The sequence below is a fragment of the Roseateles sp. Mitsp63 genome (genome assembly GCF_059491535.1).
Genome location: NZ_CP168509.1, coordinates 2313709 through 2328052, shown reverse-complemented (window position 1 = coordinate 2328052; position 14344 = coordinate 2313709). Strand labels below are relative to the sequence as shown.

At 70.0% G+C, this 14344-nt stretch carries 8 protein-coding genes; all 8 read left to right on the top strand.

The window, feature by feature from the left end; all coding sequences use genetic code 11:
* Window positions 1-65: 65 nt before the first annotated feature.
* The 8 genes from ACEN96_RS10260 to mmsB all read left to right on the top strand — a co-directional run bounded on the left by ACEN96_RS10260 (window position 66) and on the right by mmsB (window position 14061).
* A complete protein-coding gene (locus ACEN96_RS10260; RefSeq protein WP_495587917.1) occupies window positions 66-2099 on the top strand; it encodes an autotransporter in 2034 nt (677 codons plus the stop codon).
* Window positions 2100-2629: 530 nt separating this feature from the next.
* Window positions 2630-4267, top strand: coding sequence for a family 43 glycosylhydrolase (locus ACEN96_RS10255; protein WP_495587916.1), 1638 nt, complete (start codon window positions 2630-2632; stop codon window positions 4265-4267).
* A gap of 26 nt (window positions 4268-4293) precedes the next feature.
* Window positions 4294-5901, top strand: a complete 1608-nt coding sequence (locus ACEN96_RS10250) for a GH39 family glycosyl hydrolase (protein WP_495587915.1) — start codon at window positions 4294-4296, stop codon at window positions 5899-5901.
* A gap of 73 nt (window positions 5902-5974) precedes the next feature.
* Window positions 5975-8245, top strand: a complete 2271-nt coding sequence (yicI, locus tag ACEN96_RS10245; RefSeq protein WP_495587914.1) for an alpha-xylosidase — start codon at window positions 5975-5977, stop codon at window positions 8243-8245.
* On the top strand, window positions 8245-10053 hold the full coding sequence (locus ACEN96_RS10240; RefSeq protein WP_495587913.1) for a glycoside hydrolase family 9 protein: 1809 nt from the start codon (window positions 8245-8247) through the stop codon (window positions 10051-10053). Before yicI ends, ACEN96_RS10240 begins: the two co-directional genes overlap by 1 nt.
* A gap of 105 nt (window positions 10054-10158) precedes the next feature.
* Window positions 10159-11253: a multiple monosaccharide ABC transporter substrate-binding protein gene (chvE, locus tag ACEN96_RS10235; protein WP_495587912.1), complete on the top strand. Its 1095-nt coding sequence runs from the start codon at window positions 10159-10161 to the stop codon at window positions 11251-11253.
* A 17-nt stretch (window positions 11254-11270) separates the two neighbouring features.
* Window positions 11271-12851: an ATP-binding cassette domain-containing protein gene (locus tag ACEN96_RS10230; RefSeq protein WP_495587911.1), complete on the top strand. Its 1581-nt coding sequence runs from the start codon at window positions 11271-11273 to the stop codon at window positions 12849-12851.
* The gene (gene mmsB / locus ACEN96_RS10225; RefSeq protein WP_495587910.1) at window positions 12844-14061 is read left to right on the top strand and encodes a multiple monosaccharide ABC transporter permease; all 1218 of its coding nucleotides are present in this window, start codon (window positions 12844-12846) and stop codon (window positions 14059-14061) included. The genes ACEN96_RS10230 and mmsB overlap by 8 nt, the downstream gene beginning before the upstream one ends.
* The last annotated feature ends 283 nt before the right edge of the window (window positions 14062-14344 follow it).

Genomic DNA, 14344 nt, shown 5'->3' with positions numbered 1-14344 from the left:
TGATATCTCCGCGACGCCCTTGCGACAGAATGCCCCCACTTCACAGCCCCGACGCAGGAGCCCGCTTGAGTTCATTCCTCCAAGGCGCCAGCCGGCGCGATTTCCTGATGGTCGGGTGCGCGGTCCTCACCTCCGCCTGCGGCGGGGGCGGGTCTGACAACGCGACCGCCTCGGCGGACGGCTCGGGCGCCTCCGCCGGCGCGGCCGACATCACCGCGGATGTGCTCGCCAATCGCGACATCACGCTCACCGGCGACTCGGTCCTCACGCTGCCGGCGGGCGCCACGACCTACACCGGCGTCATCAGCGGCCTGGGCACGCTGCGCCTGACCGGCGCCAGCGGCGCCACGCTGGTCATCACCCGCGCCAGCACCTTCACGCTGCCCGTCGCGCGCCAGGTCCAGGTCGTCACCAAGACCACCTACCCCGGCGCCGGCTACGCGCTCACCATCGCCGGCATCAATCCGCCGGCGCTGACCATCGACCCGGGCATCACGCTGCAGATCGGCACCAACACCAGCGCGGACAACTCGCCCAACTTCATCGCCACCTCGGACAGCAAGAACAGCGCGGGCACCCTCAACGGCGAGATCAACCTCAACAACATCCTGAACAACGGGACCATCGTCATCAGCAGCGCGCAGTTCGTGCTGCTGGGCCAGGTGAGCGGCAGCGGCAGCATCCTGCAGGCGCCCGGCGTCTGGGGCGGCAACTCGTCGGGCGGGGTGAGCGCGTATTCGGGCGTGCTGTCGCTGGCCGCGGGGCAGGACTTCGGCAGCAACCATGTCGCCGCCTCGCTGTCGGGGGCCAAGGCGGTCCTGAATGAGGGCTCGTGGCTGGTCTGGAGCCCGCCGGGCAGCGTGGTCACGGTGACGCAGAACATCTACGAGGCGGCCTTCGGCAACGACATCAACTTCCATGCGATCGGTCCGTCGACCATCGTGATGTCCGGCGTGTACAGCCACACCGACAACAGCCCGCACAACGTGCCCAACACGGTCAATCCGGGGCTGAGCGACCCGGAGCTGAACTTCGCCAAGACGATCTACCGCGGCGGCGCCAATTCGCCCAACGGCAACGATGCGAGCTACCGCGGCATCAACATCGAACGCGGCGCGGGCACGGTCCAGTGGGGCGACGGCACGCATGCGCGGTTCTTCCTGCCCTCGGCGCCCTCGCCCGCCGAGGTGGATCCGCCGCTGGGCAAGAAGAACGCCTACATCAACCTGCGCGGCGGCACGCTGGCCTTCAACTACAACGGGCCGGTGACGCTGCATGTGGGCATCACCGGCGGCGGCGGTGGTCCGCACCGGGACGGCTCGGTCGGCACGGGCAACGTCAAGATCATGGCGACGCCCGGCAACGACGTGACCTTCGCGCAGCCGCAGAACTACAACGGCATCACGACCATCGGCGCCGGCGCGATCCTGCGCCTGGGCACCGGCACGCCAGTGCCGCTGCGCTACATCACCGTCAACGCGACCAGCGGCAAGTCGACCGTGCTGCAGGCCACCTACAGCGGTGATGCCAGCCTGCTGACGGCAGAGTCGGCCAATGGCGTGGCCAGCAATGCGATCGTCAATGACGGGCAGCTCATCGTGCAGAACACGACGACGGCCATCACGCTGTCCAACATCAGCGGCGGCGGCAGCCTCACGCACAGCGGCGCCGCGGCGCTCACGCTGCGCAACAACAGCTACAGCGGCGCGACCACGCTCAGCGGCGGCACGACCCTGGCGGGGAGCGCGAACGCGATGGGCACGGGCAAGGTCGTGAACAACGCGGCGCTGGCGCTGGCCAGCGGGCAGCGCGAACTCACGGTGGGCGGCAGCTTCCAGCAAGGCGCCACCGGGCAACTCACGCTTTCCATCGCCGGCGCCACGCCGGGCGTCGACCAGGATCACCTCAGCATCGCCGGCGCGGCGGTGCTCGGGGGCAGCTTGACGCTGAACTTCAGCGGCAATATCGCGAGAGGCCAGAAGCTCGTGTTGATCAGCGCGGCCGGCGGTTTCAGCGGCGCGTTCAGTTCCGTCGTCAGCAACGGCGCGACAGTGACCATCGGCCAGGACGCCACGAACTTCTTCGTCACGGTGCAGTAATCGCGCAGGCGCGGCATCCCGCGAAAGACCGCGTTCCTGCGACGGCCGCTGGCCCTCACCCCTCCCTCTCCCACTTCGCGGGAGAGGGTGTTCTACCGAGCATCGCCGATGCGACTCCCCTCTCCCACTTCGCGGTGTTCTACCGAGCATCGCCGATGCAACGCCCCTCTCCCGCAAGCGGGCGAGGGGGTTCGACCGCGCATCGCCGATGCAATACCTCTCTCCCGCAAGCGGGCGAGGGAGTAAGACAGGACAGCCCGCACTTGCCTTGCGCAAGAACTCCCTCGCCCCCCGCGAGGGGGGAGAGGGCAGGGGAGAGGGGGTGCTTCGAAGGGCAGCAGCGCTGTGGCACGAGCCCCCTCTCCCCTCCCTCTCCCCGTTGGGGTGAGGGGGTTTACTACGACGGGCGATGCCATCCGCCACAGGGTTAATTCTGATTAATTAGTGCAGCGCGCGAACTAACATCCTTCCCCAAGCCGGCTCGAAAGAGATCGCCCCGGAGGGCGGCCGCCGGCAAGGAGACAAAACGAATGTCGACTCTCACCAGGCGTGGCGCCGTCCGGGCGCTCGCCTCCGCCGCGGGCGCCGGATTGGGCGTCGCGGCCTCCGCCGCCCCCCGCCCGGCGCCGCCTGGCGTCAGCGCGCCCGCGCGCGCGCCCTCGTTCGGCGCCGGCCGCGAAGGCCAGCGCAAGGCCGACCTCGGCAATGGCACCTACCGCAACCCCATCGTCCCCGGCGACCGCCCCGACCCCACGCTGCTCAAGGACGGCCGCGACTACTACCTGACCTTCTCGTCCTTCACGTCCTACCCCGGCGCGGTGATCTGGCATTCCACCGATCTCGTGAACTGGACGCCAATCACCGCCGCGCTGCGCCAGCCGATCGGCACCGTGTGGGCGATGGACCTGATCAAGCACGGCAGCCGCTACTTCATCTACATCCCCGCGATGCAGGAGAACGGCTCGACGATCCATGTCATCCACGCCGACGACATCCGCGGCCCCTGGAGCGACCCCATCGACCTGCGCCTGCCCGGCTGCATCGACCCCGGCCACGCGGTCGGCGAGGACGGCAAGCGCTATCTCTTCGTCAACGGCGTGCGCCGCATCCGCCTGAGCGATGACGGCCTGTCCACCATCGGCGAACTGGCGCCCGCCTACACGCCCTGGCAGTACCCCAAGGACTGGGTCGTCGAGATGTTCGCGCCCGAAGGCCCCAAGCTCTTCCGCCGCGGCGAGTGGTTCTACCTGATCGCCGCGGTGGGCGGCACCTCCGGCCCGCCGACCAGCCACATGGTCACGCTGGCCCGCTCGCGCTCCATCCATGGCCCCTGGGAAGACTGCCCGCACAACCCCATCGTGCGCACGCGCAGCGCCGACGAGCCCTGGTGGTCGCGCGGCCATGCCAGCGTCGTCGAAGGCCCTGCCGGCGACTGGTGGATGGTCTATCACGGCTACGAGAACGGCATGCGGACGCTGGGCCGGCAGACGCTGCTGGAGCCGGTCGAATGGACCCCGGACGGCTGGCTGAAGGCGCGCGGCGGCACGCTCGCGCGCGCCCTGCCCAAGCCCCGCGGCGGCGTGCCCTCCCCGGCCGGCTTCGACCTGTCCGACGACTTCAGCCAGGACCGCATGGGCCTCCAGTGGTCGCTCTTCGCGCCCGAGGCCGAGGACCCGCCGCGCGTGGCGCTGCGCGATCGCAGCCTGGTGCTGAAGGCCAAGGGCAGCTCGCTCGCGGACTGCTCGCCGCTGACCTGCCTGGTCGGCGACCGCAGCTATGAAGCAAGCGTCGAGCTCGAGATCGGCGGCGATGCCCACGGCGGCCTGGCGCTGTTCTACGACGGCCGCGGCTTCGCCGGCGTCGGCGCCAACGCGCGCGAGATGCTCACCTACAACTACGGCCAGGAGATCACCTGGATGCGGCAGCCGCTGCCCGCCCAGGCCGGGCCGCGCGTGATGCACCTGCGGCTCGTGAACCGCGAGAACGTCGTCACCTTCCACACCTCGCCCGACGGCAAGGCCTGGACGCAGCACCCCTGGCAGATGGAGGTCTCCGGCTTCCATCACAACGTCTTCGGCGGCTTCCTGAGCCTGAAGCTCGCGCTGTTCAGCGCGGGCCAGGGCGAGGTGCGCTTCCGCCGTTTCCGCTACCGCGGCCTGCCGGCCTGAGCGCCCCGCCGCCTGGAATCCCCCTCATGCCCACACACCTCCCGACCTTCCGCCGCGCCGCGCTGACAGCGCTGACAGCCGCGCTCCCCCTCCTGCTGACGCCCGCCGCGTCCTGGTCCGCCGGATCGGCCTCGCCGGCGCCGCGCGCCATCGACATCGACCTGCGCCAGGCCGCCGGCCCGGTCGATCGCAGCTTCGACTACGCCGTCGGCGCCGACTTCCCCGGCACGCTGATCCGCGACGACAGCCAGGCGCAGCTCAAGACCGCCGTCGACGAGCTGGGCTTCCGCACGATCCGCTTCCACGCGATCTTCCACGACGCGCTGAAGACCGTGACCAAGGGCGCCGACGGCCGCCTCCAGTTCGACTTCAGCCGCATCGACACGCTCTACGACGCGCTGCTGGCCAAGGGCATCAAGCCCTTCGTCGAACTGGGCTTCACGCCGGAGGCGATGGCGACATCGCCGCAGACCATCTTCTACTGGAAGGGCAACACCTCGCACCCGCAGGCCGAGCCCTGGGTCGCGCTGGTCGACGCCTTCGCGCGCCACCTGATCGCGCGCTACGGCGCCGAGGAGGTGCGGCGCTGGAACTTCGAGGTCTGGAACGAGCCCAACCTCGATGGCTTCTGGGAACGCGCCGACCAGACCGCCTACTTCGAGCTCTACGCCCGCAGCGCCCGCGCACTGAAGGCGGTCGATCCGCAGCTCCAGGTCGGCGGTCCCTCCACGGCCGGCGCGGCCTGGGTCGTGCCCTTCCTCGCCTACTGCAAGGACCAGGGCGTGCCGGTGGACTTCATCACCACGCACACCTACGGCGTGGACGGCGGCTTCCTCGACGAGTTCGGCCAGGACGACAACAAGCTGTCGCGCTCGCCCGACGCGATCGTGGGCGACGTGACGCGCGTGCGCGCCGAGATCCAGGCCTCGCCCTTCCCCGGCCTGCCGCTCTACATCACCGAGTGGAGCGCCAGCTACAACCCGCGCGACCCCGTCCATGACGCCTACCTGAGCGCGCCCTACATCCTGGAGAAGCTGCGCCGCACGCGCGGCCTGGCGCAGGCGATGAGCTACTGGACCTACAGCGACCTGTTCGAGGAGCCCGGCCCGCCGCCCACGCCCTTCCACGGCGGCTTCGGCCTGCTGACGCGCGAAGGCGTGCGCAAGCCCGCCTACTTCGCCTACAAGTACCTGAAGCAGCTGCGCGGCCAGGAGATCCCGGTCACCGACACCGGCGCGCTCGCGGCGGTCGACGGCGGCCAGGTCGCCGCGCTGGTCTGGGACTGGCGGCTGCCCGGTCAGCAGAGCAGCAACCGGCCTTATTTCACCCAGGTGCTCCCGGCCGCGAAGCTCGCCCCGGCCACGCTGCGCTGGCAGGGCCTCAAGCCCGGCGTCTACACGCTGCGCCAGTACCGCGTCGGCTTCGAGGTCAACGACGCCTACACCGCCTGGCTGAAGCTGGGCAAGCCGGGCACGCTGTCCGCGGAGCAGCTCGCCAGGCTGCACGCGCTGACGGCCGACAAGCCGCAGCGCGTGCGCAGCGTGCGCGTCGGCCGCGACGGGCGGCACCGCGAGACGGTGCCGATGCGCTCGCACGATGTCGTGCTGGTCACGCTCGAGCCGGCCGCGCGCTGACTTGCCGCGACGGGCCCGAGGCGCCGATAGTGAATCGACAAGTTGAATCGACAAGGAAACGAGAAGGACCCCCATGAAGTTCACCGACGGGCAATGGCTGCTGCAGCCGGGCGTCACGGCGCACTACGCGACCGAAACCTATGCCGTGGACGTGCATGACGACCGCGTCGTGCTGCTGGTCACCACACGGCCCATCAAGCACCGCGGCGACACGCTGCAAGGTCCGACGCTGACGGTGACGCTGCGCTCGCCGCTGCCGGGCGTGATCCGCGTCAGCGTCGAGCACTTCAGCGCCTCGCAGCCGCCGCGGCTGCACGTGCCCATGGTCGGCGCGACCTCCCCGGCGCTGCAGGTCGCCCAGACCGACAAGCTCGTCACGATCACCTCCGGCCCGCTGTCCGTCGACGTCAAGAAGGGCGAAGGCTACGGCCTGGTCTTCCGCGAAGGCGACAAGGTGCTGACGCGCAGCGACTGGCGCTCGCTCGGCTACCTGCAGATGGCCGGCAAGGGCAGCCACGTGCACGAGCAGCTGACACTGGCGGTGGGCGAGTACGTCTACGGCCTGGGCGAGCGCTTCACGCCCTGGGTCAAGAACGGCCAGACCGTCGAGAACACCAACAAGGACGGCGGCACCGCCTGCGAGCAGGCCTACAAGAGCGTGCCCTTCTACCTGAGCAGCCGCGGCTATGGCGTGCTGGTCAACGAGGCGGGCCCGGTGTCCTTCGAGGTCGCGTCGGAGAAGACCTCGCGCGTGCAGTTCAGCCGCGAGGGCGAGACCCTGGACTACTGCGTCGTCGCCGGCCCCACGCCCAAGGCGGCGGTCGCGCGCCTGACCGAGCTGACCGGCCGCGCGCCGCTGCCGCCGGCCTGGACCTTCGGGCTGTGGATGACGACCTCCTTCACGACCCAGTACGACGAGGCCACCGCCACGCACTTCATCGACGAGATGGCGCGCCGCGAGCTGCCGCTCAGCGTCTTCCACTTCGACTGCTTCTGGATGCGCGAGTTCCAGTGGTGCGACTTCGAATGGGACCGCCGCGGCTTCCCCGATCCCGAGGGCATGCTGGCGCGGCTGCGCGCCAAGGGCCTGAAGATCAGCCTCTGGATCAACCCCTACGTCGCGCAGCGCTCGCCGCTGTTCGCCGAAGGCGTGCGCGAGGGCTACTTCATCAAGCGCGCCAACGGCCTGACCTGGCAGACCGACCTGTGGCAGCCCGGCATGGCGATCGTGGACTTCACCAACCCGGCCGCCAAGGCCTGGTACCAGGGCCATCTGCGCCGGCTGCTGGCGATGGGCGTGGACTGCTTCAAGACCGACTTCGGCGAGCGCATCCCCGACCAGGGCGTCGTCTACTTCGACGGCTCCGATCCCGTGGAGATGCACAACCTCTACGCGCTGCAGTACAACGAGGCGGTCTTCGAGCTGCTGCGGGAGGTGCAGGGCAGCGACGCGGTGGTCTTCGCGCGCTCGACCTACGCCTCGGGCCAGCGCTTCCCGGTGCACTGGGGCGGCGACTGCTGGTCCAACTTCGAGTCGATGGCCGAGAGCCTGCGCGGCGGCCTGTCGCTGACCGCCTGCGGCTTCGCGTTCTGGAGCCATGACATCGGCGGCTTCGAGGGCAACCCGCCGCCGGCCGTCTACAAGCGCTGGATCCAGTTCGGGCTGCTGTCCTCGCACAGCCGGCTGCACGGCAGCAGCTTCTACCGCGTGCCCTGGCTGGTCGACGAGGAAAGCTGCGTGGTGCTGCAACGCTTCACGCGCCTGAAGCACCAGCTGATGCCCTACCTCTACGCGACCGCGATCGAGGCGACCGAGACCGGCGTGCCGATGATGCGCGCGCCGGTGATCGAGTTCCCCGACGACCCGGCCTGCGCGACGCTGGACCGCCAGTACCACCTGGGCGGCGCGCTGCTGGTGGCGCCGGTGTTCAGCGACAGCGGCGAGGTCGACGTCTACCTGCCGGCCGGCCGCTGGACCCACCTGCTCAGCGGCGAGGTCGTCGAGGGCAGCCGCTGGCGGCGCGAGACGCACGACTTCATGAGCCTGCCGCTCTATGTCGCGCCGAACACCGTGCTGCCCTGGGGCCTGGAGACCGAGCGCCCCGACTACGACTACGCGCGCGGCGTGGTGCTGCGGGTGTTCGCGCTGGACGACGGCGCGAGCGCCGCCTTCGCGGTCGCGTCGCCGGACGGCACGATCGCGGCGCGCGGCACGGTCAGCCGCTCTGGCGGCGAGTACCGCGTCGAGATCGCGCAAGGCGCGCTGCGCGACTGGATGCTCGAGGTCGACGGCGAGCGCAGCCCCGCGCAGAGCGGCGGGACGCTGAGCTGGAAGGGCCGCTGATGCGCACCCGGACCGTGGCCGTGCTGGCCAGCCTCGCGATCCTGGCCATGGGCGCGACCGCCGCCCATGCGCAGGAGCAGGCGCCCGGCGCCGGTATCGGCGGTATCGCCGGTATTGCGCTCAACCAGCTGGGCTACCTGCCGTCCTCCGCCAAGCGGGCCACGGTGCCCGCCGGCGCGGCGTCGCGCTTCCAGCTCATCGATGCCGCGACCGGCAAGGCAGCCTGGACCGGCAGGCTCGGCCCCGCCGCGCTGTGGGCGCCGGCGCGCGCGCGGGTCCGGATCGCCGATTTCAGCGCGCTGACGCGGTCGGGCACCTACCGGCTGCGGGTCGCCGGCCTGCCGGACTCCGATCCGTTCACCATCGGCGCGGGCGCCTACGACGCGCTGGCCGCGGCGTCGATCCGCGCGTTCTATTTCAATCGCGCCGGCATCGCGCTGACGCCGGAGCTGGCCGGCCCCTTCGCCCGTCCCGCCGGGCATCCCGACACGCGCGTGCTGATCCATGCCTCGGCCGCCGGACCGAAGCGCCAGGCCGGCGATGTCATCAGCAGCCCCAAGGGCTGGTATGACGCCGGCGACTACAACAAGTACATCGTCAACTCCGGCATCACCGTCTACACGCTGCTGGCGACCTACGAGCAGATGCCGGGCCGGATGCGCGCGCTCAAGGTCGGCCTGCCCGAAAGCGGCAACGGCCTGCCCGACGTGCTCGACGAGGCGCTCTGGAACCTCGACTGGATGCTGACCATGCAGGATCCGGACGATGGGGGCGTCTATCACAAGCTCACCAATCCGGGCTTCGACGGCGTCGTGATGCCGGACGCGGCGACGGCCTCCGGCGAGCGCGTCGTCGTGCAGAAGAGCACCGCCGCGGCGCTGGACTTCGCCGCGGTGATGGCCGTCGGCAGCCGCGTGTTCAAGGACTTCGAGAAGGAGCGCCCCGGCCTGTCGGCGCGCATGCTCGAGGCCGCGCGCGCGGCCTGGGCCTGGGCCCAGGCCCATCCCGACGCGATCTACCGCCAGCCGCCGGACATCCACACCGGCGACTACGGCGACGCGACGCTCGACGACGAGTTCGCGTGGGCCGCCGCCGAGCTCTACATCACGACCGGCGACGACACGTTCTACGCCGCGATGAAGCCGGCGCAGACCCCGATGACGGTCCCGTCCTGGGGCGACGTGCGCGGCCTGGCGTGGATGTCGCTGGCGGCGCACCGCGAGCGGCTGACCGCCGCCGCCGATCGCGCGCTGATCGAGCGCCGCATCCTCGGCCTGGCCGATGCGCTGGTCGCCAAGGGCAGGCCGTCCGCGTGGGGCGTGGCGCTCGAGGAGAAGGACTTCAACTGGGGCAGCAACTCCAACGCGCTGAACGCGGCGATGGTGCTGCTGCAGGCCGATCGTCTCGCCGCCAGCCCGGGTGCCGGGTCCGGCGGCGCGCGGGCCCATCCACGGCCCCAGCCAGGCCCATATCGCCAGGCGGCGCAGGACCTCTTCGACTACGTGCTGGGCCGCAATCCGCTGGGCCTGTCGATGGTGACGGGCTTCGGCGCGCGCTCGCCCATGCATCCGCATCACCGGCCCTCCGAGGCCGACGGCGTGACCGCGCCGGTGCCGGGCTTCGTGGTCGGCGGCGCCAACGCGGGCCAGCAGGACCTCAAGGGCTGCCCGGTGCCCTACCCGTCCAGGCTGGCGGCGCTGTCCTACCTCGACCATTTCTGCAGTTACGCCAGCAACGAGATCGCGATCAACTGGAACGCGCCGCTCGTCTATGTGTCGGTGGCGCTTGGCGCCGGCGGCGCGCGCTGATTCCCGATAACCGTCCACCCGCCACCGATACACAAACTGAGATCGACAAGCGCGCCGCCCCGCAGTACAAACGGCCCGCGTTCATAAATCATTCAGGAGACAAAAATGTTTCATACAGGTTTGAATCGCCGTGCCTCGATCATCAAGACGCTGCTGATCGCTGGAGGCGCCACGCTGGGCCTGCTGTCCGGCGGCGCGCGGGCCCAGGACAAGGGCCTGGTGGGCATCGCGATGCCCACCAAGAGTTCCGCGCGCTGGATCGCCGACGGCGAGAACATGGTCAAGGCCTTCCAGGCCAAGGGCTACAAGACCGACCTGCAGTACGCCGAGGACGACATCCCCAACCAGCTCGCGCAGATCGAGAACCTGATCACCCGCAAGGTGAAGGTGCTGGTGATCGCGTCGATCGACGGCTCGGCGCTGTCGCCGGTGCTGCAGAAGGCCGCGGACCGCGGCATCAAGGTCGTGGCCTACGACCGGCTCATCAAGGGCACGAAGAACGTCGACTACTACGTCACCTTCGACAACTTCCAGGTCGGCGTGATGCAGGCGCAGAGCCTGGTCGACAAGCTGGGCCTGGCGCAGGGCAAGGGGCCGTTCAACATCGAGCTGTTCGGCGGCTCGCCGGACGACAACAACGCCACCTTCTTCTACGACGGCGCGATGTCGGTGCTCAAGCCCTACCTGGACAGCGGCAAGCTGGTGGTGCGCAGCAAGCAGTTCGGCATCGCCAAGGTCGGCACGCTGCGCTGGGACGCGGCCACCGCGCAGGCCCGCATGGACAACCTGCTGTCGGCCTTCTACGGCAAGGAGCGGCTGCACGCGGTGCTGTCGCCGTATGACGGCATCAGCCTGGGCATCCTGTCCTCGCTCAAGGGCGCGGGCTACTGCAGCGCCAAGCTGCCCTGCCCGGTCGTGAGCGGCCAGGACGCGGAACTGCCGTCGGTCAAGTCCATCCTCAAGCACGAGCAGGCCAGCACCGTCTTCAAGGACACGCGCCAGCTGGCGCAGGCCGCCGCCTCGGTCAGCGACGAGATGCTGGCGGGCAAGACGCCCTCCGAGATCAACGACACCAAGACCTACAACAACGGCGTGAAGGTCGTGCCCAGCGTGCTGCTCAAGCCGGTCTCGGTCGACGCGAGCAACGTCAAGCCGGTGCTGGTCGACAGCGGCTACTACAAGGAAACGCAGCTGCGTTGATCCAAGGGCCTGCAGTCATGAACGCGATTCCTCAGAACGGCGCGGGCCCCGGCCCGCTGCTGGAACTGCGCGGCATCACCAAGCGCTTCCACGGTGTCGCGGCCCTCGAGGAGGTGCGGCTGCGCGTGCGCGCCGGCGAGATCCACGCGCTGTGCGGCGAGAACGGCGCCGGCAAGTCGACGCTGATGAAGGTGGTGTCGGGCGTCTACCCGCATCCCGACCACGGCGGCGACTACGGCGGCGAGCTCTGCTTCGACGGCGAGATGCGGCGCTTCGCCGGCATCGCCGACAGCGAACGGCTGGGCATCATCATCATCCACCAGGAGCTGGCGCTGGTGCCGCAGCTCTCGATCGCGGAGAACCTGTTCCTCTGCCACGAGCCGGCGCGCCTGGGCGTCATCGACCGCGTGGAGATGCACCGCCGCGCGGTCGAGCTGCTGGCGCGGGTGGGGCTGCGCGCCTCGCCGGACACGCCGGTGGGCGAGCTCGGCGTGGGGCAGCAGCAACTCGTGGAGATCGCCAAGGCGCTGGCCAAGCGGGTGCGGCTGCTGATCCTGGACGAGCCCACCGCCAGCCTCAACGAGTCGGACAGCGACGCGCTGCTCGCGCTGCTGATGGAGCTGCGCGCGCAGGGCATCGCCTGCATCCTGATCTCGCACAAGCTCAAGGAGGTCACGCGCGTGGCCGACGGGCTGACGGTGCTGCGCGACGGGCGCTCGATCCTGAGCCTGGACTGCGCGGACGAGCCGATCAGCGAGTCGCGCATCATCCAGGCGATGGTGGGCCGCGACCTGGCGGACCGGTATCCCAAGCGCACGCCCAAGATCGGCGAGCTGCTGTTCGAGCTGCGCGACTGGCGCGCCCAGCATCCGGTGCAGGCGGGCCGCGAGGTCGTCAAGGGCGTGGACCTGACGGTGCGCCGCGGCGAGATCGTCGGCATCGCCGGGCTGATGGGGGCCGGGCGGACCGAGCTCGCGATGAGCGTGTTCGGCCGCAGCTATGGCCGGCGCATCACCGGCAGCGCGCGGATGGACGGCCGCGAGGTCGATCTGTCGACGGTGCCCAAGGCGATCGCCGCGGGGCTGGCCTACGTGACGGAGGACCGCAAGTCGCTGGGGCTGCTGCTGGACGAGTCGATCGCGGTGAACACGTCGCTGGCCAACCTGCGCGCGGTCTCGCGCGCGGGCGTGCTGGACCGCGGACGCGAGCACCAGGTCGCGCAGGATTACCGGCGCCGGCTGGCCACGCGCTGCGCGGGCGTCGACCAGAGCGTGATGCACCTCTCGGGCGGCAACCAGCAGAAGGTGGTGCTGGCCAAGTGGCTGTTCTCGCAGCCGCGATTGCTGATCCTGGACGAGCCGACCCGGGGCATCGACGTCGGCGCCAAGTTCGAGATCTACAGCCTGATCGCCGGGCTGGCCGAGCAGGGCTGCGGCATCCTGCTGATCTCGTCGGAGATGCCGGAGCTGCTGGGCCTGTGCGACCGGCTGTATGTGATGAATGAAGGGCGGATGGTGGCGGAGTTCCCCGCTGCCGGAACGACCCAGGAAATGATCATGGGCGCCATCGTCGGCGCCGGAGAGACCGCGTATGTCTGAACCGATCGCGGCGGGCGCCACGGCGACCGCCCGCCCCTCCCCGTCCTCGCCGGCCTCCGGCATCGGCCACTTCCTCAAGCGCCATCTGCGCGACTACGGGATGCTGCTGTCGCTGGTGGCGATCATGGCGCTCTTCGAGTACCTGACCGACGGGACGCTGCTGGAGCCGCTGAACCTCACCAACCTGGTCCTGCAGAACAGCTACATCGTCATCATGGCGCTGGGCATGCTGCTGGTGATCGTGGCGGGGCACATCGACCTGTCGGTGGGCTCGGTGTGCGGCTTCATCGGCGCGCTGGCGGCGGTGCTGATGGTGCAGTACGGCTGGGGGGCGCTGCCGGCGGGGCTGGTGTGCCTGCTGGCGGGCGCCGTGATCGGCGCGGCGCAGGGCTGGTTCGTGGCCTACCTCGGGATTCCGTCGTTCATCGTGACGCTGGCCGGGATGCTGGTGTTCAAGGGGCTGGCGCTGGCGCTGCTGCAAGGGCAGTCGCTGGGACCGTTCCCGGACAGCTTCCAGGCGCTGAGCGCGGGCTTCCTGCCGGAGCTCTTCGGCCAGGAGGATCCGCGCCCGACGACGCTGGGGCTGGGGCTGTTGCTGACGGCGGTGGCGGTCTTCGTGTCGTGGCGGCATCGCGGCGCGGCGCTGCGGCACGGCATGGAGACCGAACCCGGTCCGGTCTTCTGGCTGCGGCAGGCGCTGCTGGCCGGCGCGGTGCTGGCGATGAGCTGGCTGATGGCCTCGTACAAGGGGCTGCCGACGGTGATGGTGGTGATGGTCGGGCTGACGCTGCTCTATGACTTCGTGGCGGGACGCACGACGCTGGGGCGCCGGGTGTACGCGGTCGGCGGGAACGAGAAGGCGGCACGCCTGTCGGGCGTGCGGACGCAGCGCATCGCGTTCCTCACCTTCGTCAACATGGGCGCGCTGGCGGCGCTCGCGGGGCTGGTCTTCGCGGCGCGGCTCAATACGGCGACGCCGAAGGCGGGGCTGGGGTTCGAGCTCGACGTCATCGCCGCCTGCTTCGTCGGCGGGGCGTCGGCGTCGGGCGGGGTCGGGAAGATCATGGGCGCGGTCATCGGGGCGTTCGTCATGGGCGTGATGAACAACGGCATGTCCATCCTCGGCGTCGGCATCGACTACCAGCAGGTCATCAAGGGACTCGTGCTCCTGGCGGCGGTGTTCATCGACGTCTACAACAAGCGCAAGTAAGACAAGCGCGAGTCAGCGGCAGCGCTCGCCAGTCATTGCCCCCGGCCCCTCCGGGGAGAAGTCCTCGGCAGTCCTTCCCCCTCGCCCCTCCGGGGAGAGGGAGGGGAGAGGGGCTCGTGCCACAGCGCTGCTGCCCTTCGAGGCACCCCCTCTCCCCTGCCCTCTCCCCCCTCGCGGGGGGCGAGGGAGTTCCGAAACCGGGGCCTAGGTGTTTTCCTCCTATTTATTAGTTCGGCGCCCCAACTAATATCCTTGTCATGGACGCGCAGGCTGCGCGGACCGT

Excerpts from the sequence above, each read along its gene's own strand:
- ACEN96_RS10255 (WP_495587916.1), top strand. The coding sequence starts at position 2,630 with ATGTCGACTCTCACCAGGCGTGGCGCCGTCCGGGCGCTCGCCTCCGCC.
- ACEN96_RS10250 (WP_495587915.1), top strand. The coding sequence starts at position 4,294 with ATGCCCACACACCTCCCGACCTTCCGCCGCGCCGCGCTGACAGCGCTG.
- yicI (WP_495587914.1), top strand. The coding sequence starts at position 5,975 with ATGAAGTTCACCGACGGGCAATGGCTGCTGCAGCCGGGCGTCACGGCG.
- ACEN96_RS10240 (WP_495587913.1), top strand. The coding sequence starts at position 8,245 with ATGCGCACCCGGACCGTGGCCGTGCTGGCCAGCCTCGCGATCCTGGCC.
- chvE (WP_495587912.1), top strand. The coding sequence starts at position 10,159 with ATGTTTCATACAGGTTTGAATCGCCGTGCCTCGATCATCAAGACGCTG.
- ACEN96_RS10230 (WP_495587911.1), top strand. The coding sequence starts at position 11,271 with ATGAACGCGATTCCTCAGAACGGCGCGGGCCCCGGCCCGCTGCTGGAA.
- mmsB (WP_495587910.1), top strand. The coding sequence starts at position 12,844 with ATGTCTGAACCGATCGCGGCGGGCGCCACGGCGACCGCCCGCCCCTCC.